Source organism: Pseudomonas sp. GL_090 (assembly GCF_057837765.1).
Map to the genome: position 1 here is coordinate 3,232,394 of NZ_CM174452.1, position 21,857 is coordinate 3,254,250.

Here is a 21,857-nt window from a genome sequence, read left to right on the forward strand (position 1 = left end):
CTGCTCAGTCAAGGCTATCGTTTAAACCTCGCGATTCGTTCACCGGCAAAGCTACCGACCCAGAGTTCACGATTAACCATCAATGCGCCGGTCGCAGCACCAAGCCCTTCACGCCACGCTTCTAGATGCGATTTGCGGACGATCTCTCGCACGGCTAGCGTCTCTGGATCGAGAACTGCTACCACATAGCCGAGCGGGCACTCTTGGCCCGGCTGGGAGCACGTGAAAATACTTTCAGCGTTTGCAAGTTGCCCCGCTACTAGAACATGACGGCTGTCGATCCAACGAAGGTTGTCGGGCAAGAAATCAACGGTGACACTATCCTCGACACGGCCATCTAACGTCAGCTTCAAAATACGCCGAGCGGCCCATTCATTTACCAGAAAGTGTTCTCCGTCGGGAGTTATCTCCAGTCCGTTGGCACCTGACATCGGAGGTCCGAATTTCTCCCAGCCGGTCGACTGTGACCAGCGCCATAGGCTACCTGTAGGCTCAGCGGTGGCGAGTTCGGCTGGTGTCTGCTTGTCGAGTGGATTAAAAAAACCAGTCACCACGAAGCCGGCATCTGGCAGGAACGCAACCGCATTCCCTGAAACCCCTTGGGGTAACGGGAGGCGAGTGCCCTCGACGATCTGCGGGGCGGAACCCGAGACATCGAGCACCAAGCGATCGATAGCCTCCCGTTTTCCACCGTGGTCGACAACCAACAGCTCAAATCGGCCTCCGGGCAGGCGTTTGGCAACAATCCCATGCGCATCAAACTGCATCTTGTTTAGCCGCCCGCTTTCGGCGCCTGGTAACCATTTGATCTCAAGCGCGTGATCAGGGGTGCGGGTGTCGATAGCGAACAAAGCACCGCGTTCGTGCTGCAAACCCATACCACTCGCGATGACCCACGAAGTGCCGTCGAGATGGATCATATCTTCAGGGCTCCAGACCCCGTCTACAAATGCGGCGGGTGGACCACTTATCGGAACGATAGACTGCATTTTGCCAGTCATCGTTGCACTTAGATTATCCGCAAGTGCCACTGGCGCATGCGCGGAAATCGCGATTAGTGACGCTGTCATAGTGCATGACAGTAATTTTTTAATAATGCCAATGTCCATCATTTTCTCCATGAGCCTAGGTGACAGGTAATAAGTCGAAAATTCAAAAATTCGGAAACGCGTGATCAAGATGTAAATATTAATGGGTATACTGGCTTTCCCCAGTATTTGATCTAATCGGGCAAATCAATACAGACAACTTCTACCAGTTTACGAATGGTCAAATTGGGGCAATTAATGCACCGTCGAGTGCTCAGACTTTCTTTATTTATCTAGGATGAGTTCGGCAATGCCCATATGGTATGTGCTGTTCGTGGATCTCCGTAAATCCGGAAATAGATGCCATAACAAATCACTAGCACCCGCCACGCTTAAACAACCAACGTACCCAATGACGCTATGAATTCATTGCTGTGCGATAATCAGTAAGGGGAAATTTACACTAGGGATTTATCGATCGACTGGACTGCACTTGGCCCGGCGGCTTGATGGGCCACCGGGAAACATTTGTGCCTAAAGCCCCATTTCTTTAAAAACCTCCTTGGCAGTCCTGAAGCTGTCGATGGCAGCTGGTACACCACAATAAATAGCGGACTGTAGGAAGACTTCTGCGATTTCATCTTTCGTCAGGCCGTTGTTGATGGCCCCCCGCACATGAAGTTTGATTTCATGCGGGCGGTTAAGCGCCGTCAACATTGCAAGATTCAGGAAACTCCGAGTACGCCGATCCAAGCCAGGACGGTTCCAAACATCACCCCAGCAGTACTGGGTGACATGCTCCTGCATGCGGCGGTTAAAGTCGTCTGCGCTATTGATCGATGCATCGACGTATTCAGATCCTAAAACCTCACGGCGGGTTTGCAGACCCAGTTCGAATAGTTCTTGGTTCATTTGACTCTCCAGTGGTGGCGTTATTGAAGTAGTATCAGGTGCGCTCTCATGAGCATTTCAGTTGGGCAGAACGCAGGACTGCCGGGAGCGTCAGCGCGATGCCCGATGCAATCAGGAACGCTCCAGCCATTACGATGAGTCCGGTTTCATTTGCCCCAGTTACTGCCTTAGTCCAACCCAGCAGGACTGGCCCTATGAAACCGCCAAGACTCCCGATGGAATTCACCATTGCAAGCGCAACAGCGGCTTGTGAGCCAGCAAAATGTCGAGATGGAAAACTGAACAACAGTGGTACGGCTGCTTGGATGCACGCCGCCATGCACAAACCGACAAACGCGATCCATGAAGAAGTGGCGATGCTGGAAATGCTGAAGCCGATTGCGCAAAACAGAAGCACCAACACCAGCGAACGGCTAATCGACGCACCCCGCTCAACTTGCTTGGAAACGACTAGCAGCGATGCCCCAGATATGATCCACGGCACCGCGGAGAGCAACCCCGCCTGAACTGCATCGACCTTCATTCGGTCCTGCAAGATCTGCGGGAGCCAATAGGTGACGGTCCAGAATCCGATCATCATGAACAGGTAGCAGGCTGAGTAAGCCCAGGCGGCTCGACTTGCGAAGATGTCCTTGAGCACACGGCCATGGCTAACTTCGTTTTCTGGATCGCCAGCCGAGTCTTTCTTTAGAATTTCAGATAGCTGCTGTTTCTCTAGATCGCTAAGCCATTTGGCTTCGCTAGGCTTATTAGCCATAACTTTGAGCGTTAGCAGGCCCATGGCGACTGCCGCCCCCCCCTCGATCAGGAAAACCCACTGCCATCCCAGCAAGCCACCAATGCCATCAAGGCGCAGCAACTGGGCCGTAACCACGGATCCCAGAGCGAGCGATATTGGAATCCCAAGTTGAAACAACGAGTACGCCCGGGTCAGCGATCTCGCCGGTAGCCAGAAACTCATCCAGAACAAGATACCAGGGTAGAAACCCGCCTCTGCAATACCCAGAAGGAATCTGGCCACATACAGGGACTCGGCGGTGTTGACGAACATGGTGACGACCGTGATCAGCCCCCAACTGATCATGATTCGTGCAATCCACCGTCTTGCGCCGAAACGCCGGATTGCCATGTTGCTAGGTACTTCAGTCAAGATGTAGCCCAGATAGAACAGTCCAGCCGCCAGCCCAAAAGCAGCGGGGCTTAACTTGAGGCTGTCACTCATCGAGTGACCGGCCACACTTAGATTGGTGCGGTCAATAAACGCAATAAACAACCCTAGAATCGCAATTGGAATAATATGACGCTTTACTTTAGCGAACAAAGCCAGATGTTCGGAACTCACATCGTTCGCCGGCTCCACTTTGCTTGTCGCGCCGGCTTTGGTGACAGCCCGACCTATCAAAGGTTTATCAATCATGATGGATACCTTTTTATCATTATTTAGGTATAACATAGCCGTCCCCGTGCCAGGGCACGGACACCGACTCATCCAAAAACTAGCATTGGCAGCTATAACTTAAATGCCGGATATTCGCCGAGTTTGCACTTCAGCTAACAATTTCTTCCAAGATAGGAACTAGATACTTTTTGAACAGTGAGTAATTTTCACTTACAGGAAAGTGCCCAATACCAACCATCGTTCCACCTTTAGCGCCTGAAATGGCTTTAAGGGTAAGCTCAGTATCTGTGACAGTACAGGCGTGGTCATATTCCCCAGTCAGTAGGTATACCGGGCAGACTGTCGTATCAATCTCGGATTCTCGTCCACGTAAGTCCAGATCTTGGCTATAAAAAAAAGTATCGCCCCGATAAACCCCTGGGCCACCTTGACTATAGATCCACCAGACCTCCCTTTTTGCCTCTTCAGGACTCATAGGGGCCATCAAGCTCGACGTCCATGATGCGACACTTTGCTGCGCATTGATGTCAGGTGCCAGTGACCAGTCCTGAAATCTACCCGCTACCTTCGACGCACCGGACAGTCCAATCGCGCACCGCCAAGCTTGAGCGTTCCTGCGAACCAATTCCAGTACGAGGGAGCCGGCCATTGAGCACCCAATTACCACTGGACGATCCAATTCGAGCGCGCTCGCAAACGTTTCAACCGTCTGCGCGTAGACATCAGCAGTCAACAAATACTCATGTTCCCACCAGTTCTGCGGTGGAAGAGATTTTCCATGCCACGGCAAGTCAAACGCAATGACACGGAAAGACTTTGTGATCTCAGGGTCATTTAATAACCTGCGATATTGCCGTGAATCTGCACCAGCCGTATGCAGGCACAGTAGAGGAATACCCTGTCCTGCCTCTTCAAAATAGATGCGCTGATCCACGTCGGCAATTGTCAGATGAATGTATCGTCCAACGACATTTTCGATTTGAGCCATGATCATTCCTGCCTTGGTGCGATACTGAATAGTTTCAGGATCAACCGGAGATGCCGTAGGAGATAGACTCGATCCGAGACGATTGAAAAGTCCGGGTGATTCTTATCCATTGCCAGGAGATCATTGAGCAGAGGGTCAGGCATGGGCTTCAACAATTGCTCCCATGCCTTTACGCTGCCATTAATGTCTACTATGTCAACGTCATCTCCAGGAAGGCACTTTTCTTCTTTGAATGCACCACGATCAAAAAAAACAATCGCCGTACGCTCGCCAGCTGTTAGCTTCAACACTAACCGGGAGAGCTTACCTATGTGGGATAGTTCCTTATCCGAGGAAACGGCCGCCAACCAGCCAGCCATCCACGGATCAGTTAAAACTTCGGACATGATTGCTTGCCCTTCATTATTGTCCGAGTTCGTTTATGACTCAGCGAACTCACTCAGGATATGAAAATTTCCACGAGCGGCCTCGTATGCGGCTTGTACATGCTGTTCGCAGGCTTCCCTGGCAGCTACCGGATCACGAAGAACAGCAGTGGCTTGCGTAATGACCATGATTTCCTTGACGCTTTGGTGTGCTCGGCCTGGAACATTCAACGTGTAAGCCCGCAACAATTCTGTACGGGTATGGATGCCGCGCAATGCACGCTCCACAGCCTCATTGTCCGCCCCCTCAAGCAGCGCGTGATAATAGGCATCCTTCAGACGGGTTCGATCGGCGACAGGCATCGTTTCCAACGAGCTACTGATCTCAGATGTCAGAGCAATGAGCCTCTCGCGCTGTCGATCATTCGCACGAATAGCGAACAACTGGCCTATGAGACCTTCAAGGACACCACGAAGCTCATAGAGGTCGCGAATGTCCTTCTCACTGAGAATCGCTACCCTAGGGCCACGCCTTGGGATCATCTCCACGATTCCTTCAGTTTCCAGTTGGCGAAGCACCTCGCGGATAACCGTCCGACTCACACTAAACCGCTCACACATACGAGTCTCGATAAGACGCTCGCCCGGCTTGAATTCCATTGAAAGAATTGCAACGCGGAGCTGGTCCGCAGTCTGCTGACGCAAAGGCGCTGCAATTTGTAGGAACGGGTTTTGAGTCATATCGAGATCCTTAGCAAAGTATTTATCAGGAGGCCGTCAACGGTACTCCCAGGAAGGTCTCGTCATCCAGCGCCAACACCAGTCCGGTCAATGCCGCGACATAGCTGTACTGTCGCAGCCCCATCGCAACACCTGTCGCTGAACGGCTGAATTTCGATTCCCAAGGCCCACCTGGCAAGCCACGAGGCGCAGTCGGCGGGCAAACGATATTAGCAAAGTGAACCTCGACAACGGGCTTTTGAGTTTCTTCAAGAGCATGGCGCACAGCCTCGCCCCCCGTCGTTAAGCCAGCGGGATTGATGATGTACGCATCCACGCGACCGGCAGATTCATGAATGAACTCGAGGATCGCCCCTTCGTAATTGGACGCAAATGTCTCAACTTCGACACCGAGGTTGGCACCCGTTTGGACGACATAGGCCTGCAGATCGGCCAACGAATTGATTTGGCCATAAACCCGCTTGTTACGAGCCCCGAGGTTGGACATGTTTGGACCATCGATAACGGCAACCCGATGAGTGCGAGAGCCAGTGCGCAGTACGTGTTGGGACATTGCGGGTACCTCTTGGAATTATTTTTCGGATAGATGTGTTGTCGAGAAACGGTATTACGGTATTACGGACGTGCTGATAGTGTCAAGTGGTCAGGAATCATTCTTCCAGGTCGCCCTTTTCAGCAGGTGTCGAATTAAGTGGTCTAGGAGGCTACCCCGCCGGTCGCGCTGAGCCAGCATCAGGGTATTGCTCGCCATTGTGTCGACTCGAGGGAATTACGACCGCACCTTGTAGGCTCTCCAGGAAGCTCTTTCATGATGGCCGCCTCCCAACGAGGCTGGATGGTCCGCGAGAATGGAGCACGGGTATTGCAACTTAGTCCCCAGGGATACAAGGTTCCGGAAAAGGAGATGCCCATCAGATGGGGCGAATTAAGTTCGGAGTTGATTGCTCCTCATCTATGCGAGCATTAAAGGCCGCGTAAATCGATCACAGCCCTTTAAGGGAGTCGCTTTCGCGAAATCCATTAAGGCATATTCGATTTTGGCTAATCAGGTCATTCCCATAACCAAATAATGGATAATCGCGGCTAGTAATTTGTTGCCATCGCCTGGTTACGCCACGCCTCTAAATCTTCGCGGAACGACGTCAGTTTGCGCTCGACGATCCCGTAGGCGATGGGCCCTAGCGGAAGATGCAACGGCGGATGATCACTATCAACCGCTAGCAGAATAACTTCGGCAGCCTTTGCTGGGTCTCCTGCCTGTTGACCATTATTGGACCCGCTGTACTGGCGTAGCTTCCCGGATGTCTGTACGTATGCCGGAATTTCTTGTTCTGCCAAGACAATTGAGCGCCCTAGAAAAGACGTGCGAAAAGGCCCCGGCTCGGCAATTATCACTCGCATCCCCAGCGGTGCGACTTCTTGGGCAAGAGCCTCAGACAGTCCTTCGACCGCGAACTTGCTTGCATTGTAATAACCGTAGCCCGCTGCTCCGGCGACTCCTGCTCCGGAGGAGATGTTGACGATGCGCCCGGCATGTCGACGGCGCATCGCGGGTAACGCAGCGCGGGTGACTTCAATCAGACCAAAAACATTGGTTTCAAACAGAGGCCGGTACTCCTCAGATACTGCTTCTTCGACTGCTCCTATGAGTCCGTAACCAGCGTTGTTTACCAGTACATCCAGGCCGCCGAATTCCTGCTCTGCTATAGCAACTGCATCAATCGCTGCCTTAGGTTGAGTCACATCCAAGCAGGCAAGTCGTACCTGTCCGGGAAAGCGATCTTCAAAGTCTCGCAATGTTTCTATATTGCGGGCCGTGGCGACCAATTGATCACCCCGCGCCAGAACCGCTTCGGCAATATTTCGGCCGAGACCGCTGGAGCACCCCGTAATCAGCCAAGTCTTCTTCATAAATGTTCCCTCTTCGTCGGAATGTAATGCATGCAGCGCTTTTCTCGAACGGCGTTAAATCCTTCCGTACCGGCTATCGGCGCCCAATAGTTAGGCGGGGCTAATCATGACGCTTGGCTGGCGCGCGAGTCGACGCGGCGAGCCACTGCGATACCACCTTGAAGGCATCATCGGAGTTGCACTCGTAGATCAAGCCATGTCCATTGCCATGGATGCCCAGTGCTGGCAGATCCAGATGGTCGACGGATGCCCCGGCAGTCCGCAGGAACTGCAAAATGCTGGTAGTGAAGGAAACGAATACAGACGTTTCTCCGGTTAACAAGGCGACAGGTACGCCTTTGAGTGCAGGTATTTTCAGCGTCGAAGGATCTGCTGCGCGCACCTCCTCGGCATTTGCGTGCGGAGGATCAAAGGTGATCGGTGCTGCTGTCAGCCCCCAATCCAGAGAACCAATACCAGGCGTTTTACCAAACACCGGGCCCATTGGCTCTACCGCGACGATGGCCGCAATCAGCCCGGGCCTGCGATCCGCTAGCAACCAGCCATCGGGTCCCGATGCCGAGTGAGTAACGATGATCGCTTTGCCGATCCGGTCTAGTAATTGAGAGAGGCGATCCACATCCAACGTCTGTGAAGCCTCCAGATCTGCGGGCATGGGACCATAGGGCGCGATGAAGGCATCGAAAGCAGCGTCATCATCGATATCGAACGGCCATTGAGTTTCGCCGCCACCCTCTGGGAAGTAGACCTCACGAGCACGCTCGTAGGAAAACGCCGGCCCCATCGGCCCCATAATCTGAGCGTGATAAGGCGATCGCCCATGACCCGGCCGATCGACGCAAAAGACTACATAGCCGGCCTCAATGAAGCGCTGAGCCCATCCCGGACGACCATCTGGGGTATCGAGCCACTCAGTACCTTGCAGGGTACCGCCGTGTACTAGTACAACCGGATACGGCTGGGTAATCTGCTCAGGGGACTCCCAAGCCACAAACATGGGGCCCTTCTGGAAATTTTTGCCATCTTGCACAACGCGCGCCCCAGTCACCCAGAAATGGCCTCGACGCGAAGTAGTTGCCGGGGTGGTGTGCCACGGCGCAGCCTGAACCGAGTCATTTATTACAGGCTCCGTAGAGACGGTAACAAATGCCGACCAGTCATGGTTGCCCAGGCCTTGAGCCACCGCCGCTGACATCCTTGATCGCACGATGTCCGCAACAGGCAGGTGCAAGCCCTTGTTGCCGCTGGCGTCGATCGCCAGAGTGATGTCTTTAAGCCCTAGCGACAGCTTGAAACCCGGCTCAAAGCGACCGTTCACAATGTTTTGCCCATACCGTTGATAGCTGGGACAAGCAAACAGCGTTTGGGTGACGAGCTCAATAAAGGGCCTAGCACTCAGCCCATAGCGCTGGGTGAGCGCGGTCGCTTCGGCGAGGGACTCTATGGCCTGGGTAATCATCATGTTACCGGCGACTTTCGCAATACAGGCCTGTACGGGCTGATCTCCTAGCCGCCAGGTCTTCTTACCAAGTACATCGAACAGCGGCTGCACTTGTGCAATTGCCGCATCCGACCCCGCCGCCAAGATGTTCATTTCCCCTTTGGCTGCCACCGCTGGCACGCCGAACACCGGCGCGGCTACCAAGGCGATGCCTAGTTCTTCATGCCGCGTCTGCAGTTGTTCCATCAACCTAGGCGAAAGTGTCGACATCACGATATGCGTACAATATTTAGCTGCGGCTTCCAATACCCCGGGAACCAGCAGCACCTGATGCACTGCAAGATCATCGGCAAGCATGCTGATGACGACATCCTGCTTGAAAGCAGCTGCCGGAGAATCGAGTTCAATTACACCAGCCAGGTTCGCCAGTGACTGGGGAGTACGGTTCCAGGCACTTACGCGATGGCCCGAACTAATCAGCAGCGGGATAATTGCCCGGCCCATGCTCCCCACGCCAATAAATCCGATGTTCATCGATACTTCCCACCCGTAGCTACCTTACTGAAGAGGTCTATTCTGTGAGTCAGGGGCTTGCTACGGGACTGCCATTGCTGCATCTTCGGCGTTCATTTTTGTACGAGCAGCGCCATGGACTGGAATGATTTGCGCATCTTTTTGTCTATTGCCCGCTGCGGCTCACTGGGGGCGGCTGCAAAGCAATTGGGCGTAAGCCATCCCACCGTCGGACGGCGCCTGCATGTGCTCGAACAGGTCAACGGACAGGCCTTTTTTCGACGTACCAGTCAAGGACTGGTACTAACGGCCGCCGGAGAGAGCATTCTGTACCTGGCTGAAGAAATGGAGCGCAGCGCCTTGGCTATTGAGCGGCGTATTGCGGGTATCAGTAATCAGCCGGAAGGCTTGTTGCGAATCTCGTCCGCAGACTGGTTCGCCGGCTATGTACTCGCCCCCGTATTGGACGAACTGCTGCGGCGCTACCCCCTGATAGTCCCCGAAGTAATCGCAGGGCAACGGTTGTTTGATCTGGCACGCCGGGACGCCGATATTGCGTTCCGGATTGTTCCCTTCACCGAACCCGACATTGTTCAGCGTCGACTGATGACGATGAGCTACGGGCTGTACCGGGCCAATCATTTATCTTCTTTCCCAGATCCAGACGGTGAAGGGCTAGGTTTGATCACGATGAATACGGCGCAAGCTCACTACCCCGATGTTCTTTGGCTGCAGAAACAATTTCCCCGCGCGAAAACAGTATTCACCAGCAGCAGCCGTACCGTGCAGGCCCGAATGTGCGCGTTAGGACTCGGTGTGGCGGTGTTGCCTCGCGCGCTGGGAGATCAATCGCCCTCACTCAGGCTGTTGGACGTCGAAGAAGCGCCGCCTAGTCGCGATATATGGATGGGTTATCACCAAGATATGCGCCAGCTGGATCGGCTACGGGCACTAGCCGATATGGCCGCGGAGATGATTGGCACAGGTTGATTAGAGGCCATGGGTACCTGCCATGCGTCGGGAGATGGCTGAGACCCAGTTAAGAGCAAACAAATGGCCGTGCCAAGGATCCTAAGTGCGAATATCGGATCCCCTGCACTGCCCTTTCTGATATGCCACCGGTCAACCGGATTGCTTCTTAACCCTGAACCATCACAGATAAGAGTTTACGACTGCAGTATCGCCCCTCGAGCCAACAAGAGGCAGAGAGGCAAAATTACCAAGTGCCTGCCTAATGGCCTCACCGAACTTCTGTTGTTGTATGTAGCGTGCGAGTACTCTCGCTCCGCTGGCTCCTATATGCGGCAATCCCTTTATTTTTTGTTGGGTGCAGTGGCAGGCTGCCGAGCAAGCGTGATACTCAACCCTGCGCCAGCGGCGAGACAGAAAGCGATGCACAGGATCGAGACGATAAACGCCTGACTAATGGCTGCCGCGTCGGTGCTCCCACCAAGAACGGTGTAGAAAATTCCGCCGATCACCGCGACACTGAGCGAAGTGCTGATTTGCAGGGTCGAACTGGCGATGCCTGCGATCATGCCTGAAAACGCAGGAGCGACGCGGCCCGTGACCATCCGCATCAAAGTCGGCAGCGCAAGCCCTTGCCCGAAACCAATGACGAACAGGATAGCGGCAAGCGATATGGGTGACGGGGACACGCCTGTCGGTGTATCCACGATGAGGCAGGCCAAAGCGAGGAAACCAACGACCTCCAATCCCATGCCTATCGAATTGACATAAGCGCCGAGCATGCGTCTACCGAAAGGCGTCGAAAGGGGCCCCAGCAAAAACCCCGCACCGAACGGCAGGAACACAAGACCGGCGCTCAGCGCGGTTGCGTGCAGCGCATCTTGCAGATAAATCGAGAACAACAAGAAAAAGACGCCGATCGCATAGAACGATAGTGCGACCAGTAACGCGCGACCCAGCCCCGGCACCTCCAACAAGGCCGGATCAAGCAAGGGCGTGCCACCCACACGAGCAAGTCGAGCTTCATAGCGCCAGAAAAGCCACACCAGTACCGGCACAGCGCTGAGCGACAACCATGACCACCAAGGCCAACCAGCCTCACGCCCCTCGATCAGCGGCACGATCAGCGCGCCCAGCGTCACCATCGACAACACCATGCCGCCAAGGTCCAGCTTGTTTGCGTATGGCGCGCGCGTTTCTTTCAATACGGGAATGCCCAATAGTAGAACTAGGATCGCCACCGGCAGGTTGACGAGGAAGATCGCCCGCCACCCCATTCCCATGAGATCGAGCGAAATCAGGATTCCACCCAGCGCCTGGCCGACCACGGAGGCTAGACCGAACACCGCACCATAAAGACTGAGCGCGAAGGGCTTTTCAGATTCCGAGAATATCGCCTGTACCGAAGCTAGCGCTTGAGGTGCCATTACTGCAGCCGTAACGCCTTGCAGTCCACGCCCAATGATCAGTGCAGAGGGAGACCAAGCGAATCCGCACAGCGTCGAAGCGGCCGTAAAGCCAATTAGCCCTAAAAAAAACATCCGACCGCGACCATAAAGATCGCCAAGCCGACCGCCAGTAATAAGTGTTACGGCATAGAGCGCCGCGTAGGAGGAAATAACAAATTGCTCAGCAGAGGACGAGGCGCCCAAATCTCCTTGGATTGAGGGCAGTGCGACATTGACGATGAAGAAATCCAAAGGTGGTAGAAATGCACCGACCAGTAGAATTGCAAACATCGCCCAGCGGCGCCTGTCGGGTGAAACAATACCAATCTGAGTCATAAATCACCTTACTAAGGAACCATTCGATTCCTAATTAGACAAAATTTTGAAATTTAGTCGACGATACGCATCGCGCAATCAACCAATGCGATCATGTCTACTTCGAGTGCGCCAGCTTTCCCCAGGACACGCATTCCCTCGATCTGGCAGACCAGAAAACGCGCTAATACTTGTTCGTCACACTCGGAAATTTCACCGTTCGCCTGCCCGCTCACGATGGCTCCAGCATAGAGCTGTTGCATGCGCCGGAACATGCGATCGGTCCGCTGTGCGATCTCTGCGTCGTGACCAGCCATTTCAGTCGCCATCGCCACAACGAGGCATCCGCGGCGTCCTGCTTCGCCTGAGGAGAGCCGAGCGTGTCTCAGCAACGATTCCCGAATGGCATCCTTCACCGCCCCGGGCTGCGAAAGGATGCTCGCAGTCATCTTCAGACCTTCGGAGGTATAGATTTCGAGCGCCGCTAGTAGCAGGCCCTTTTTGTCGCCAAACGCCTTGTAGAGGCTGCCTCGTGACAACCCAGTGCCTTCAATCAGTCGAGGAAGGGACGCGCCCTCATATCCCCGATCCCAGAAGACGTTCATTGCATCGCGGGCGGCTTCACCCAGTTCGAATTCGCGTGGACGACCAATGTTATTCGGATGTGCCATTGATAAACCTCATGAAAAAACCAGGCATGCAGTAAACCGATCAGTTCCTATATTAACCGCAAATTCACGGTAGACCTCGTACAAAAATGAAAAACCAAGATGCAGTAATGACAGTCTCGTGGTAGCTCAACGTGTCGCAGAATCACAAATCCACTTGGCCGATCTGGCCGGATGAATATACCTATATAGGACCTTGTCATGAATCTCGAAAACCTGACGCGTCGCCTCGATGTTCTGGAAAGCCGCGCGGCGATAGAGTCACTCATTTCTGCCTATGCGAATGCATTTGATCGTATGGACACCGGTCTTCTACGCAGTATCTGGCATTTGGATGCGACCCTGGACCTGCCAGGCTTCGGGAAAGGGGGAAGTCGTGAAGAAATAGTGGCGATGGCCCAGAGAAACTGGCGGAAGATGCCACACATGCACCACTGGATGGCCAACCCCCTGATACACATCACAGGCGATACGGCCACGGCTACCGTCGCGGCAGATTGCCTATTTCATGACATCGAACAAGGGCCAGTGCAGGTCAGTGGCCTCTATCACGACCAGTTCGAGCGCCGCGACGGACAGTGGCGCTTCACAACACGACGCTTCGAACTGCATTTTCTCACACCGCTCGCGGGCTGGAAGCCTATCGCTGGCTCTGAAAGCTTCGATCAAAAATGAGTGAAAAGCGGATAACACGCAGAATCTGATTCGAGCTCGGCGCGGTGTCGCTTGAGGTCAACCGGCCGGGCATAGCTTCTATTCATAATCCAGATTCCATCGCTTTCAGCTTGGTCAATGATGCGATTTGTACCTGTCCATACTTCAAAATCACCGCCCCCTCTGCGGCCATGACCTTGAGCTCCAGTGCGAGGGTTTGCCGAGTGATGCCCAGCATCATGGCCAAAGAGTCCTGGGTTATATTGAGTACGTGGTACTCATTTAGCCACAGGGAGGTATCTCCGTGGGCCAAGTGTGTAAGGCGCCGAGCAATGCGTACACGGGTCGAGCGCAGCATACTGTCTTCAAGCATCTTGTGAACAAGGCGAGAGTGCATGGCCTGCAGCTTTGCGATTGATCGCGCGAAGTCATTGTTGCGCATCAGTCGGTCGAAATCAGCCGAATCGATACAGCGGACTTCCACCACAGTCACAGCGCTCATGTCGTGCATTCTCGGCAGTCCATCGAGCAATGAGGTCTCGCCAAACCAGTTACCGACTTCAAACACCGTCAAAATGGCTTCTTTACCGTCTTCACCCAAGGTTGACACCTTGAGCGCACCTTGGACCAGCCCGTAAAAGCAGCCGGGCGCATCCCCTTGGCGCAAAAGAAATTCACCGGGATTCAGTCGTTGGCTCCGGCTGGTGGCCAGCATCTCCTGTTGTACGTCGCGTTCGAGGCTGGCGAACCACTGATTTTCGGTCATCTTTTTCAGGAGTTGATCATCGGCTGGCATGGGCCCCCCTCTTTTCAGTCAATCCGCATAGTGCAGCCGCATCACAGCACTAACAACCCTCATCACTGAAGGTTAAAAAAGGCAATTGCAAGATCCCTTACAGTTTCCTGCCGCTCAACCCCCTACCCTCTCTCCTTGCGGCCCTTGCACTGGGTATCGACCAAAGGAGAGATCATGAGCAACCAAACCGCGTTCAAAAGCTTTCAGGAGAGCACCGGCGATGACTGGAAGCTGATTGGTTCAGAATTCATAGCGTACGCCCAAGGTTTGCCTGATCGAGTCATCGAACATTTGAAACAGCTTGAGGGTGACTGTGGCGGTTTTCCGATCGATCGCTATACGCACTCATTGCAGACCGCGACGCGGGCGTTGCGTGATGGACGCGACGAGGAATATGTGGTCTGCGCCCTGCTACATGACATTGGCGATACTCTTGGCGCCTACAATCATCCCGACATCGCCGCCGCCATCCTCAAGCCCTTCATCAGCGAAGCCAATCACTGGATGATCGCCCATCACGGAATTTTCCAGGGGCACTATTTTTTTCATCACATCGGCCTAGATAGAGATCTGCGCGATCAATTTGCCGACCACCCGCACTATGCACGTACCGCGCAATTCTGTGAGCTGTATGACAGCCCCGCCTTCGATCGTGACTACGACACCCTTCCCTTGGACGCATTCGAACCCATGCTGCGCAATGTCATGCGTCGACCGTTACGCAGCCTCTACGCCTCAACGATGACTGTCGGGGTTGCGCAATAGCACTTCGATCCGATAGCAACGCCCCCTATAAAAACAAGGAATTTCCATGCACATACCTTCGATTAAAAATACAGTCAGCCCTGAAGAATGGAAACTGCGCTGTGACCTGGCCGCTTGCTACCGATTGGTGGCCCATTTCGGCTGGACGGATTTGGTCTTCACTCACATCAGCGCCCGCCTTCCCGGTGACGAGCATCGTTTCCTGATCAATCCCTATGGCTTGCTGTTTGATGAAATTACCGCGTCTTCATTGATCATCGTCGACCAGCTGGGTAACAAGCTCAACGACTCGGCGTTTTCGGTCAACCGCGCCGGCTTCGTGATTCACAGCGCCATTCATGCGCTTCGCGATGACGTCCAATGCGTCTTGCATACCCACACTCGAGCCGGTATCGCGGTGAGCGCACAAAAATGCGGCGTATTGCCGATTTCCCAGCAGTCGACCTTCGTCCTGAGCTCATTGGGCTATCACGACTACGAAGGGGTGGCCGTTCGCGACGAGGAACGTCCGAGGCTACAAGCTGACCTTGGCGACTCGAGCTTCCTGATGCTGCGCAATCACGGCCTGCTCACGGTCGGCAAATCAATCCCGGATGCCTTCTTGGCGATGTATCTGTTCGAGACCACGTGCCAGATCCAGTTGGCGGCGCAGGTCGGCGGGGAGTTGATAACAGTGGATGAAGCCATCATCGAAGGTGTAGAGCAGGTTACAAAAGTGCAAACCGAGGACCAGGGTGGTGGTTTCGTCTGGCCAGCTTTACTGCGCAAACTGGAGCGAATGGACAGCGACTATCGTACATGACACCTGTTAGAACACGCCCTGATCGCCACTCTAAAAATAATGAGGCTCAGTTTATGAATGCGCAGCACTACCAACTGTCGTTCGCCTTATGAAAACGACCGCGCTTGATGTTTCCAGTCTTACTGCCATCGCGGCTACTGACCACTTGGACGCGACTTATCGCAAAGTCACCAGTCGGCTGATACCGCTTCTTTTCCTGTGCTATGTCCTCAACTACCTGGACCGTATCAACATCGGCTACGCCCAGTTGCAGATGCGTGCTGATCTCAGTTTCAGCGATGCCATCTATGGGTTCGGCGCAGGGATGTTTTACGTCGGGTACTTCATTTTTGAAGTGCCGAGCAATTTGCTCCTGCAAAAGATCGGTGCGCGCAAAACCCTGCTGCGCATTATGTTCTGCTGGGGACTGGTATCTGCCGCGACGCTGTTCGTGCAAACGCCGATCCAATTCTACGCCGTACGGTTCTTGCTAGGCGTATTCGAAGCGGGTTTCTTCCCCGGCATCGTGCTGTACTTGACCTACTGGTACCCGGTTGAACGACGCGGCCGGATCATTGCGCTGTTCATGACAGCCGCGGTAGCTGCGGGGATCATCGCGGGTCCGGTTTCGGGCTGGATCCTGCAAAACCTTGATGGCACATACGGCCTACGAGGCTGGCAATGGTTGTATGTCTTGGAAGGACTTCCCAGTTCAGTGATCGGCGTCGTCGTCTATTTCTGTCTGGTCGACCGGCCAGGCGATGCCAAGTGGCTCGATCCGGCGGAGCGCCTGCTCATTCAAGCCGCGTTGCAGGAAACACCGAGCGACGCTGCTGCCGATCATAGTCTCGTCGCAGAGGCGTTCAAAGATCCGAAGGTCTACCTGTTCGCCGTTCTCTATTTCGCTATCAATTTTGGTAGTTATGCCTTGAGCTTCTGGCTGCCCTCCATGATCCAGGAATTGGGAATTCAAGACGCCCAGCAGATTGGTCTCTACTCGCTGATTCCCTACACCTTCGGCGCCGTTGCGATGGTCTGGTATGGGCGACGCTCCGATAGACGCCAGGAGCGTCATTGGCATTTTGCAGTCGCCACCTTTTGCGCTGCCATCGGATTGATTATAACGACGTTGACCACCGGCCATTTGTGGACTTCGCTGATACTTCTGGCAATCACCACCGCAGGTATCGTTGCGGCCTACCCGGTGTTCTGGGCTGCGGCAACCGCGCAACTTTCAAAAAGAACCGCCGCAGCCGGAATCGCGATGATCACCAGTCTGGGCAGTCTCGCCGGTATTGTCAGCCCATCTGCAATCGGCTTGATCAAAACATCGACCGGCAGTTTCACCGTGGGCCTATACACAGTTGCCGCTGTCATGACGTTGGGCGGTGTGGTCATGCTGCGCAGTCGAACCTTGGCGGCATCCTAACTTCACTGTCGCTGGACACCACTATGGATGTCTATCGTCGGCTAATTGAGGTCTATCACACTGTAGAGTTCCCCAATCAATATTGGGCACACCGTGACTTTCTTTTTGACGGTGCCCATTTAGGGAGCTATTCGTGTCGATCGCTGAGTGAACCTCTGCATCAGACTTGGAAGCTCACATTAGCGGTGAGCGCATTCCCTACGCGGCCCGAGGCTGGTCACATGCCGATACGACCTTGCTCGGATACGTCGTGACTTACATCTTGGTACTTCCGCACGGATCAGGTCTTCCAGACAGGATCGGCGCATCCAGGGTCTCCATCGGATCCTTGATCTTCGAAACCTTTGAGCAAGTTACTCCTCTGGTAGCCCTCCTCACTGCCATCGTCATCCGCGATGGCAAGCTCGTAAATGCTTGATATACGAACACATTCCCTCTTCCTAAAATCGATCGCGATAAGCATTCGGTCGATGCTTGTCGTTTGCCGTCATATCTGATGGCAGCGCGATTTCTCAGGCCTCGGTTTTCCTACTTCATCGCAACCTAATGGTGTTCCTGTTGCAGGAAACTAAAGACATTCAACTCACCAGCGGCAACTGACCGTCACTGTCCAAGGAAAATATATGAGAAGCTTTCGAATCGGCCAAATCGTACCCAGCTCGAACACAACAATGGAAACCGAGATCCCGGCGATGCTGACTTCGCGTTACTCGCTGTTTCCCGAAGAGCGCTTCACCTTCCACTCTTCGCGCATGCGCATGATGCATGTCAGCCCCGAAGAGCTGAAAAAAATGGATATCGATAGCGACCGTTGTGCATTGGAACTGAGCGATGCCCGAGTTGATGTTATGGCCTACGCGTGCCTGGTGGCGATCATGTGCCAGGGTCCTGGATATCACAAAGTCTCGCAGGAGCGGTTGAGCAACACAGTCGCATCCAACCAATCACTCGCTCCGGTGCTCAGTTCCGCCGGTGCGTTGATCGATAGCCTGAAAATGCTCGACTACAAGAAAATCTCGATCATTACACCGTATATGAAGCCGCTGACCCAACAGGTCATCGACTACATCGAGGCTGCCGGAATCGAAGTGGTCGACTCCATCAGCCTGGAAGTTTCCGACAACCTCCAAGTCGGGCGTCTGGACCCGATGAATCTGGTGAACCACGTCGACCGACTAAACATCGGACAGGCTGATGGTGTGGTGCTGTCGTGCTGTGTGCAGATGCCTTCACTGCCGGCGATTCAAGTGGTACAGGATCGTCTCGACAAACCGGTACTGTCTGCCTCAGTCGCCACTGTTTATCAAATGTTGAAAACACTAGGCCTCAAAGCACAGGTGCCAAACGCCGGCCATCTCCTGTCCGGCGTGTTCTGAGGCGATGCCTGAAAGGGGTACTATGAAGGTCATTTCGGCCAGCAAAAATGGTACTGCCAATGAAACTTGATCCGGTCTCATTGCGACTCTTCATCAGTGTCGTCGAAGAAGGCACTATCGCTGCCGCAGCGAAGCGCGAGCACATCGCTGCGGCAGCAGTCAGCAAACGGCTCAGCGAATTGGAAGAACTGCTCGATTCGAAGCTGCTCAGTCGCACCAACAAAGGTATTACACCAACCGATGCCGGTCTGGCTCTTTTGTTCATGGCCCGCAGTGCGCTGAATAACCTAAACGAAATTGTCGTGCAGATGCGGGACTACTCTCATGGGCGCCGTGGTTCGGTGCACGTTTTAGCTAACATTTCTGCCATCACTCAATTCCTGCCCGGCCTGATCAAGTCATTCATGGAGCTGTACCCATTTATTAACGTCAACCTCGAAGAAAAGCCGAGCCTGGTCATCACCAAAACCGTGGCCGAAAACCAAGCCGACATCGGCATTTTCACGCGTTTGCCCCATGGGGCCGACATCGAGGTCTTTCCTTTTCGCACTGATCGGCTGGTGTTGCTTGTGCCCAATTGCGATCCACTTGCCGAGCTTCAATCCGTCAAGTTCAGCGAAACTCTGGAGCACGAATACATCGCCTTGCGCAGTGGCACCCATCTTAATTTTCAGTTAATCAAGGCGGCCAACGACTTAGGGCGCTCCCTGAAAATCCGCATGGAAGTCTCCAACTACGACGCGTTGTGCTTGATGGTTCAGGCTGGACTAGGCATAGGTATCATGCCTATTGGGAATGCGCAGGTTTTCCGATTGAACGGTGTGAAAGTAGTCCCGCTGGACGAGACCTGGGCCTCTCGTGAACTCAGCGTGTGCGTGAGGTCGCGAGAGGCATTGTCGGTCGCTGCAAAACTATTTCTGGAGCACTTGCTCGAAGGGTGATGACTCCCCGCAGTTAGGGCCCATGGACTGGTGGGCACTCCTGACTAGGGGCAATGGCAAGTGCTATACCCGGGCTACACCTCAGAACTTGTACCCCACCCCCACAGCGAGCATGTGCAGCTCCCCACCGGCCTCAGTTCCCTCGCTCGCTCCAGTGCCTTTGGTAATATGGCGGAAGTCGTACATGTAGGCGCCGCTCACCTCCAGGCTATCGGAAACCTTGTAGGTTAACCCCAGGTGGGCACTCTTGGGTTGGTTGGTGGGAGCTACGGCGATCAAGGTCGCCTCATGATCCGCGATCGGGTGATTGGCCAGAGACAAACCGGTGCGTACCTGCAGACGATCATTTACCTTGTAGTTGACCCCGAACCGGAAAACATTCTGATTACGCCATCCGAACCCCGGTCCGTTGCTGGCACCTGGGGCGCCGCCTTCAGTCAAGGAATTACTGAGGGACTTCACGCTGGCCCAGTTAATCCAGACGTAGTCAAAAGCGAACGTCCAGTCCCTGAAGTCGTAGGCAAGGCCGGCGCCCGCCTGTTGGGGAGCGTTCAATCGCCCTTCAGGAATGATGTCCTCGTGGGCATCAAGTTTCTGGAACCAGACCGGTGATGAGTACGTAAGCCCAACCCTGAATCCGGGTGCGATAGTGCCCATATAGCCGACACCAAAACCGATGCCTAACGCATGATCTGTATCGTTGGTCGCGCCAAAATTTTCCAGACCGTGCAGCATCAAGCTTTCATACCCCAACTTCACGGACAGCCCGAAATAATGGTCCGGTGCGAATTCATAGGTGGCCGTCGGGGAGATGATCACCTGAGCCAATTCTGATTTCACTTTCGATGTGCCAAAAGCCGGAATAGGCTTTCCGTAATCGACGCCGGCACCATAGCCTGCGACGGCAACGCCCAGCGTGACATCTGGACGATATTGATAGTTGGCCCCGAAGCCTGGGAGAAATATCAGCAAGTTATCGCTGTTTTTTGATCCATGGACATTGGAGCGTAACTGCCCTCCCGTTGCCATGATGTTCCCGTCTACCCGCGTTCCAACCGCTCCCATACCTGCCGGGTTATTAACCGCTGCTGTCGAATCGGTGGGGTTGGCAATGGAGGCCCCGCCCATCCCCATGGCCTGAATGCCATACCCCGCATACTGAGATCCATTTGAAGCCTCAACCCTGGCCGATAGAGCGACTGCACCCGCAAGGACGACTCCAAGCAAATTTTTCATGACCCTGATTCCTTATATTTATTTTAAACAGGTCAATGTCCACGGATTTGCGTCGGACAAGCCGAGCCCGCAACGCCTACTTAAGAGCAGACGCCGTTGGACACGATTTAACGCTTAAGAACGGGGCAGCTCGCAAAGCCGCCCTTTAGCAAACACAGAGATTTAGGGGCGTCCTTCGCCACGGCCCACTGCAACGCGGGTGGTAAAGATCGTGGTTTCGACATCCAAAGCGACCATCGCTTCGAAAATGTTCTTGTGATTACCTTTGAGCTTGGTGGCAGACATGAACAAGGTTTTACCGTCTTCACCGCCCAAGGTGCATGCCACCACTTCGTGGCCCGGAATATGAACACGGTCGGTGACATTGCCATCGCTATCGATGCGCACGTACTGTCCGGAACGCAGAACGCTCAGCCAGATACCACCTTCGGCGTCAATGGTTATGCCGTCCACGCAACCACGTTTTTGAGCGCGGTCCTCTTCGCTAGCAAAGACCTTGGTCATGTCCAGGAAGACCCGACGGTTCACCAGCTTCCCGTCGATGATGTCAACCGTTGAAAGCTGCTCGATAAAGGTCTCGGAGAACACTATTCGCTTCTTGTCCGGTGTGATCACGATGCCGTTCGGGAAGTGGCAATCCTCGAGCCCTACCGAGAACGTGCGATCAGGCTCTACGATCACGATGCGGCCGGGTTTCAGCCCCTCGCCTTCAAAGACGCGTGCACCGACATCGTCGACGTAGATGCGTCCGTTGTCATCGATCACCATGTCACCGATGTAACCGGTGAACAGGCTGGAAAGATCTGCGTACAGCTCGAGGTTATTGCCAACAGCCGCGTCAGGGAGGTAGCGGTAAAGTTTGTTCTCGTGCATCGAACTGAGAATGAGGTCGCCATTGGGCAGGAAACCCATGCCATTGGGCTTGTGTGGCTGTTCCGCGATAACTGTCTTGTTGCCCGCAGCGTCGATGGTGTAAACCTTCTTGCCTAGCATGTCGGAGACGTACAACTTACCTGCTCTCCAGCGAGTGCCTTCACCGAAGAACAGACCGCTGGCCAGCTTTTCCACTTTGTATTCTTTTTGTTGTGAGGACATGTCGCATACCACCTTTGTTGTTAGAGATTGTTTTCAGGTTCACCGTGCAGGTCCACGGCGTTTTTCATGCACGCAAAAATCCGCTT

Annotated in this window: 21 protein-coding genes; 7 read left to right on the plus strand and 14 right to left on the minus strand. The window is 54.1% G+C overall.

The features are described from left to right. Positions 1-14: 14 nt before the first annotated feature. The 9 genes from AC3ITA_RS14425 to AC3ITA_RS14465 form a co-directional block, all read right to left on the minus strand. The gene (locus tag AC3ITA_RS14425; RefSeq protein ID WP_489277489.1) at positions 15-1,109 is read right to left on the minus strand and encodes an SMP-30/gluconolactonase/LRE family protein; all 1,095 of its coding nucleotides are present in this window, start codon (positions 1,107-1,109) and stop codon (positions 15-17) included. Between the two features lie 453 nt (positions 1,110-1,562). Further along, on the minus strand, positions 1,563-1,940 hold the full coding sequence (locus AC3ITA_RS14430; RefSeq protein ID WP_489277491.1) for a carboxymuconolactone decarboxylase family protein: 378 nt from the start codon (positions 1,938-1,940) through the stop codon (positions 1,563-1,565). Positions 1,941-1,986: 46 nt separating this feature from the next. Further along, on the minus strand, positions 1,987-3,357 hold the full coding sequence (locus AC3ITA_RS14435; protein WP_489277493.1) for an MFS transporter: 1,371 nt from the start codon (positions 3,355-3,357) through the stop codon (positions 1,987-1,989). A gap of 130 nt (positions 3,358-3,487) precedes the next feature. Continuing rightward, positions 3,488-4,327 (minus strand): alpha/beta fold hydrolase, encoded by an 840-nt coding sequence (locus tag AC3ITA_RS14440; RefSeq protein WP_489277495.1) that lies wholly within the window; start codon positions 4,325-4,327, stop codon positions 3,488-3,490. Positions 4,328-4,329: 2 nt separating this feature from the next. Beyond that, the gene (locus AC3ITA_RS14445; protein WP_489277497.1) at positions 4,330-4,713 is read right to left on the minus strand and encodes a hypothetical protein; all 384 of its coding nucleotides are present in this window, start codon (positions 4,711-4,713) and stop codon (positions 4,330-4,332) included. A 33-nt stretch (positions 4,714-4,746) separates the two neighbouring features. Beyond that, positions 4,747-5,433, minus strand: coding sequence for a GntR family transcriptional regulator (locus AC3ITA_RS14450; protein ID WP_489277499.1), 687 nt, complete (start codon positions 5,431-5,433; stop codon positions 4,747-4,749). Positions 5,434-5,458: 25 nt separating this feature from the next. Continuing rightward, complete coding sequence (locus AC3ITA_RS14455) at positions 5,459-5,986, minus strand: type II 3-dehydroquinate dehydratase (protein ID WP_489277501.1); 528 nt, start codon at positions 5,984-5,986, stop codon at positions 5,459-5,461. Positions 5,987-6,516: 530 nt separating this feature from the next. Then, positions 6,517-7,344: an oxidoreductase gene (locus AC3ITA_RS14460; protein ID WP_489277503.1), complete on the minus strand. Its 828-nt coding sequence runs from the start codon at positions 7,342-7,344 to the stop codon at positions 6,517-6,519. 100 nt (positions 7,345-7,444) lie between these two features. Continuing rightward, the gene (locus tag AC3ITA_RS14465; RefSeq protein ID WP_489277505.1) at positions 7,445-9,319 is read right to left on the minus strand and encodes an NAD(P)-binding domain-containing protein; all 1,875 of its coding nucleotides are present in this window, start codon (positions 9,317-9,319) and stop codon (positions 7,445-7,447) included. 114 nt (positions 9,320-9,433) lie between these two features. Here AC3ITA_RS14465 and AC3ITA_RS14470 point away from each other — a divergent pair, with 114 nt between their 5' ends. Beyond that, on the plus strand, positions 9,434-10,288 hold the full coding sequence (locus AC3ITA_RS14470; RefSeq protein ID WP_489277507.1) for a LysR family transcriptional regulator: 855 nt from the start codon (positions 9,434-9,436) through the stop codon (positions 10,286-10,288). Between the two features lie 323 nt (positions 10,289-10,611). On the opposite strand, the gene AC3ITA_RS14475 is transcribed toward AC3ITA_RS14470, so the two are convergent. Beyond that, entirely contained in the window at positions 10,612-12,051 is a 1,440-nt protein-coding gene (locus tag AC3ITA_RS14475) for an MFS transporter (RefSeq protein WP_489277509.1), read from the minus strand. Positions 12,052-12,104: 53 nt separating this feature from the next. Then, positions 12,105-12,701 carry a TetR/AcrR family transcriptional regulator gene (locus tag AC3ITA_RS14480; RefSeq protein ID WP_489277511.1) on the minus strand — a complete coding sequence of 199 codons (597 nt, stop codon included), beginning with the start codon at positions 12,699-12,701 and terminating at the stop codon, positions 12,105-12,107. 198 nt (positions 12,702-12,899) lie between these two features. On the opposite strand from AC3ITA_RS14480, the gene AC3ITA_RS14485 reads away from it, so the two are divergent. Then, positions 12,900-13,373 (plus strand): nuclear transport factor 2 family protein, encoded by a 474-nt coding sequence (locus tag AC3ITA_RS14485; protein WP_489277513.1) that lies wholly within the window; start codon positions 12,900-12,902, stop codon positions 13,371-13,373. 82 nt (positions 13,374-13,455) lie between these two features. Here AC3ITA_RS14485 and AC3ITA_RS14490 read toward each other — a convergent pair whose 3' ends face one another. Beyond that, positions 13,456-14,148 (minus strand): Crp/Fnr family transcriptional regulator, encoded by a 693-nt coding sequence (locus AC3ITA_RS14490; RefSeq protein WP_489277514.1) that lies wholly within the window; start codon positions 14,146-14,148, stop codon positions 13,456-13,458. Positions 14,149-14,322: 174 nt separating this feature from the next. On the opposite strand from AC3ITA_RS14490, the gene AC3ITA_RS14495 reads away from it, so the two are divergent. The 5 genes from AC3ITA_RS14495 (at position 14,323) to AC3ITA_RS14515 (ending at position 19,440) form a co-directional block, all read left to right on the plus strand. Further along, positions 14,323-14,913, plus strand: a complete 591-nt coding sequence (locus tag AC3ITA_RS14495; protein WP_489277515.1) for an HD domain-containing protein — start codon at positions 14,323-14,325, stop codon at positions 14,911-14,913. Between the two features lie 46 nt (positions 14,914-14,959). Beyond that, positions 14,960-15,715 (plus strand): class II aldolase/adducin family protein, encoded by a 756-nt coding sequence (locus tag AC3ITA_RS14500; protein WP_489277517.1) that lies wholly within the window; start codon positions 14,960-14,962, stop codon positions 15,713-15,715. An 88-nt stretch (positions 15,716-15,803) separates the two neighbouring features. Then, complete coding sequence (locus tag AC3ITA_RS14505; RefSeq protein WP_489277518.1) at positions 15,804-17,123, plus strand: MFS transporter; 1,320 nt, start codon at positions 15,804-15,806, stop codon at positions 17,121-17,123. A gap of 623 nt (positions 17,124-17,746) precedes the next feature. Then, positions 17,747-18,499, plus strand: coding sequence for a maleate cis-trans isomerase family protein (locus tag AC3ITA_RS14510; RefSeq protein ID WP_489277520.1), 753 nt, complete (start codon positions 17,747-17,749; stop codon positions 18,497-18,499). Between the two features lie 59 nt (positions 18,500-18,558). Then, positions 18,559-19,440 carry a LysR family transcriptional regulator gene (locus AC3ITA_RS14515; RefSeq protein WP_489277522.1) on the plus strand — a complete coding sequence of 294 codons (882 nt, stop codon included), beginning with the start codon at positions 18,559-18,561 and terminating at the stop codon, positions 19,438-19,440. Positions 19,441-19,521: 81 nt separating this feature from the next. On the opposite strand, the gene AC3ITA_RS14520 is transcribed toward AC3ITA_RS14515, so the two are convergent. Both AC3ITA_RS14520 and AC3ITA_RS14525 read right to left on the minus strand, forming a co-directional pair. Continuing rightward, the gene (locus AC3ITA_RS14520; protein ID WP_489277524.1) at positions 19,522-20,676 is read right to left on the minus strand and encodes an OmpP1/FadL family transporter; all 1,155 of its coding nucleotides are present in this window, start codon (positions 20,674-20,676) and stop codon (positions 19,522-19,524) included. A 162-nt stretch (positions 20,677-20,838) separates the two neighbouring features. Next, positions 20,839-21,771 (minus strand): SMP-30/gluconolactonase/LRE family protein, encoded by a 933-nt coding sequence (locus AC3ITA_RS14525; RefSeq protein ID WP_489277525.1) that lies wholly within the window; start codon positions 21,769-21,771, stop codon positions 20,839-20,841. Between the last annotated feature and the right edge of the window lie 86 nt (positions 21,772-21,857).

Coding starts and splice junctions, on each gene's coding strand:
- AC3ITA_RS14490 (WP_489277514.1), bottom strand. CDS start 14,148: ATGCCAGCCGATGATCAACTCCTGAAAAAGATGACCGAAAATCAGTGG.
- AC3ITA_RS14520 (WP_489277524.1), bottom strand. CDS start 20,676: ATGAAAAATTTGCTTGGAGTCGTCCTTGCGGGTGCAGTCGCTCTATCG.
- AC3ITA_RS14500 (WP_489277517.1), top strand. CDS start 14,960: ATGCACATACCTTCGATTAAAAATACAGTCAGCCCTGAAGAATGGAAA.
- AC3ITA_RS14485 (WP_489277513.1), top strand. CDS start 12,900: ATGAATCTCGAAAACCTGACGCGTCGCCTCGATGTTCTGGAAAGCCGC.
- AC3ITA_RS14445 (WP_489277497.1), bottom strand. CDS start 4,713: ATGTCCGAAGTTTTAACTGATCCGTGGATGGCTGGCTGGTTGGCGGCC.
- AC3ITA_RS14425 (WP_489277489.1), bottom strand. CDS start 1,109: ATGGACATTGGCATTATTAAAAAATTACTGTCATGCACTATGACAGCG.
- AC3ITA_RS14430 (WP_489277491.1), bottom strand. CDS start 1,940: ATGAACCAAGAACTATTCGAACTGGGTCTGCAAACCCGCCGTGAGGTT.
- AC3ITA_RS14460 (WP_489277503.1), bottom strand. CDS start 7,344: ATGAAGAAGACTTGGCTGATTACGGGGTGCTCCAGCGGTCTCGGCCGA.
- AC3ITA_RS14435 (WP_489277493.1), bottom strand. CDS start 3,357: ATGATTGATAAACCTTTGATAGGTCGGGCTGTCACCAAAGCCGGCGCG.
- AC3ITA_RS14465 (WP_489277505.1), bottom strand. CDS start 9,319: ATGAACATCGGATTTATTGGCGTGGGGAGCATGGGCCGGGCAATTATC.
- AC3ITA_RS14450 (WP_489277499.1), bottom strand. CDS start 5,433: ATGACTCAAAACCCGTTCCTACAAATTGCAGCGCCTTTGCGTCAGCAG.
- AC3ITA_RS14505 (WP_489277518.1), top strand. CDS start 15,804: ATGAAAACGACCGCGCTTGATGTTTCCAGTCTTACTGCCATCGCGGCT.
- AC3ITA_RS14455 (WP_489277501.1), bottom strand. CDS start 5,986: ATGTCCCAACACGTACTGCGCACTGGCTCTCGCACTCATCGGGTTGCC.
- AC3ITA_RS14475 (WP_489277509.1), bottom strand. CDS start 12,051: ATGACTCAGATTGGTATTGTTTCACCCGACAGGCGCCGCTGGGCGATG.
- AC3ITA_RS14470 (WP_489277507.1), top strand. CDS start 9,434: ATGGACTGGAATGATTTGCGCATCTTTTTGTCTATTGCCCGCTGCGGC.
- AC3ITA_RS14525 (WP_489277525.1), bottom strand. CDS start 21,771: ATGTCCTCACAACAAAAAGAATACAAAGTGGAAAAGCTGGCCAGCGGT.
- AC3ITA_RS14440 (WP_489277495.1), bottom strand. CDS start 4,327: ATGGCTCAAATCGAAAATGTCGTTGGACGATACATTCATCTGACAATT.
- AC3ITA_RS14510 (WP_489277520.1), top strand. CDS start 17,747: ATGAGAAGCTTTCGAATCGGCCAAATCGTACCCAGCTCGAACACAACA.
- AC3ITA_RS14495 (WP_489277515.1), top strand. CDS start 14,323: ATGAGCAACCAAACCGCGTTCAAAAGCTTTCAGGAGAGCACCGGCGAT.
- AC3ITA_RS14480 (WP_489277511.1), bottom strand. CDS start 12,701: ATGGCACATCCGAATAACATTGGTCGTCCACGCGAATTCGAACTGGGT.
- AC3ITA_RS14515 (WP_489277522.1), top strand. CDS start 18,559: ATGAAACTTGATCCGGTCTCATTGCGACTCTTCATCAGTGTCGTCGAA.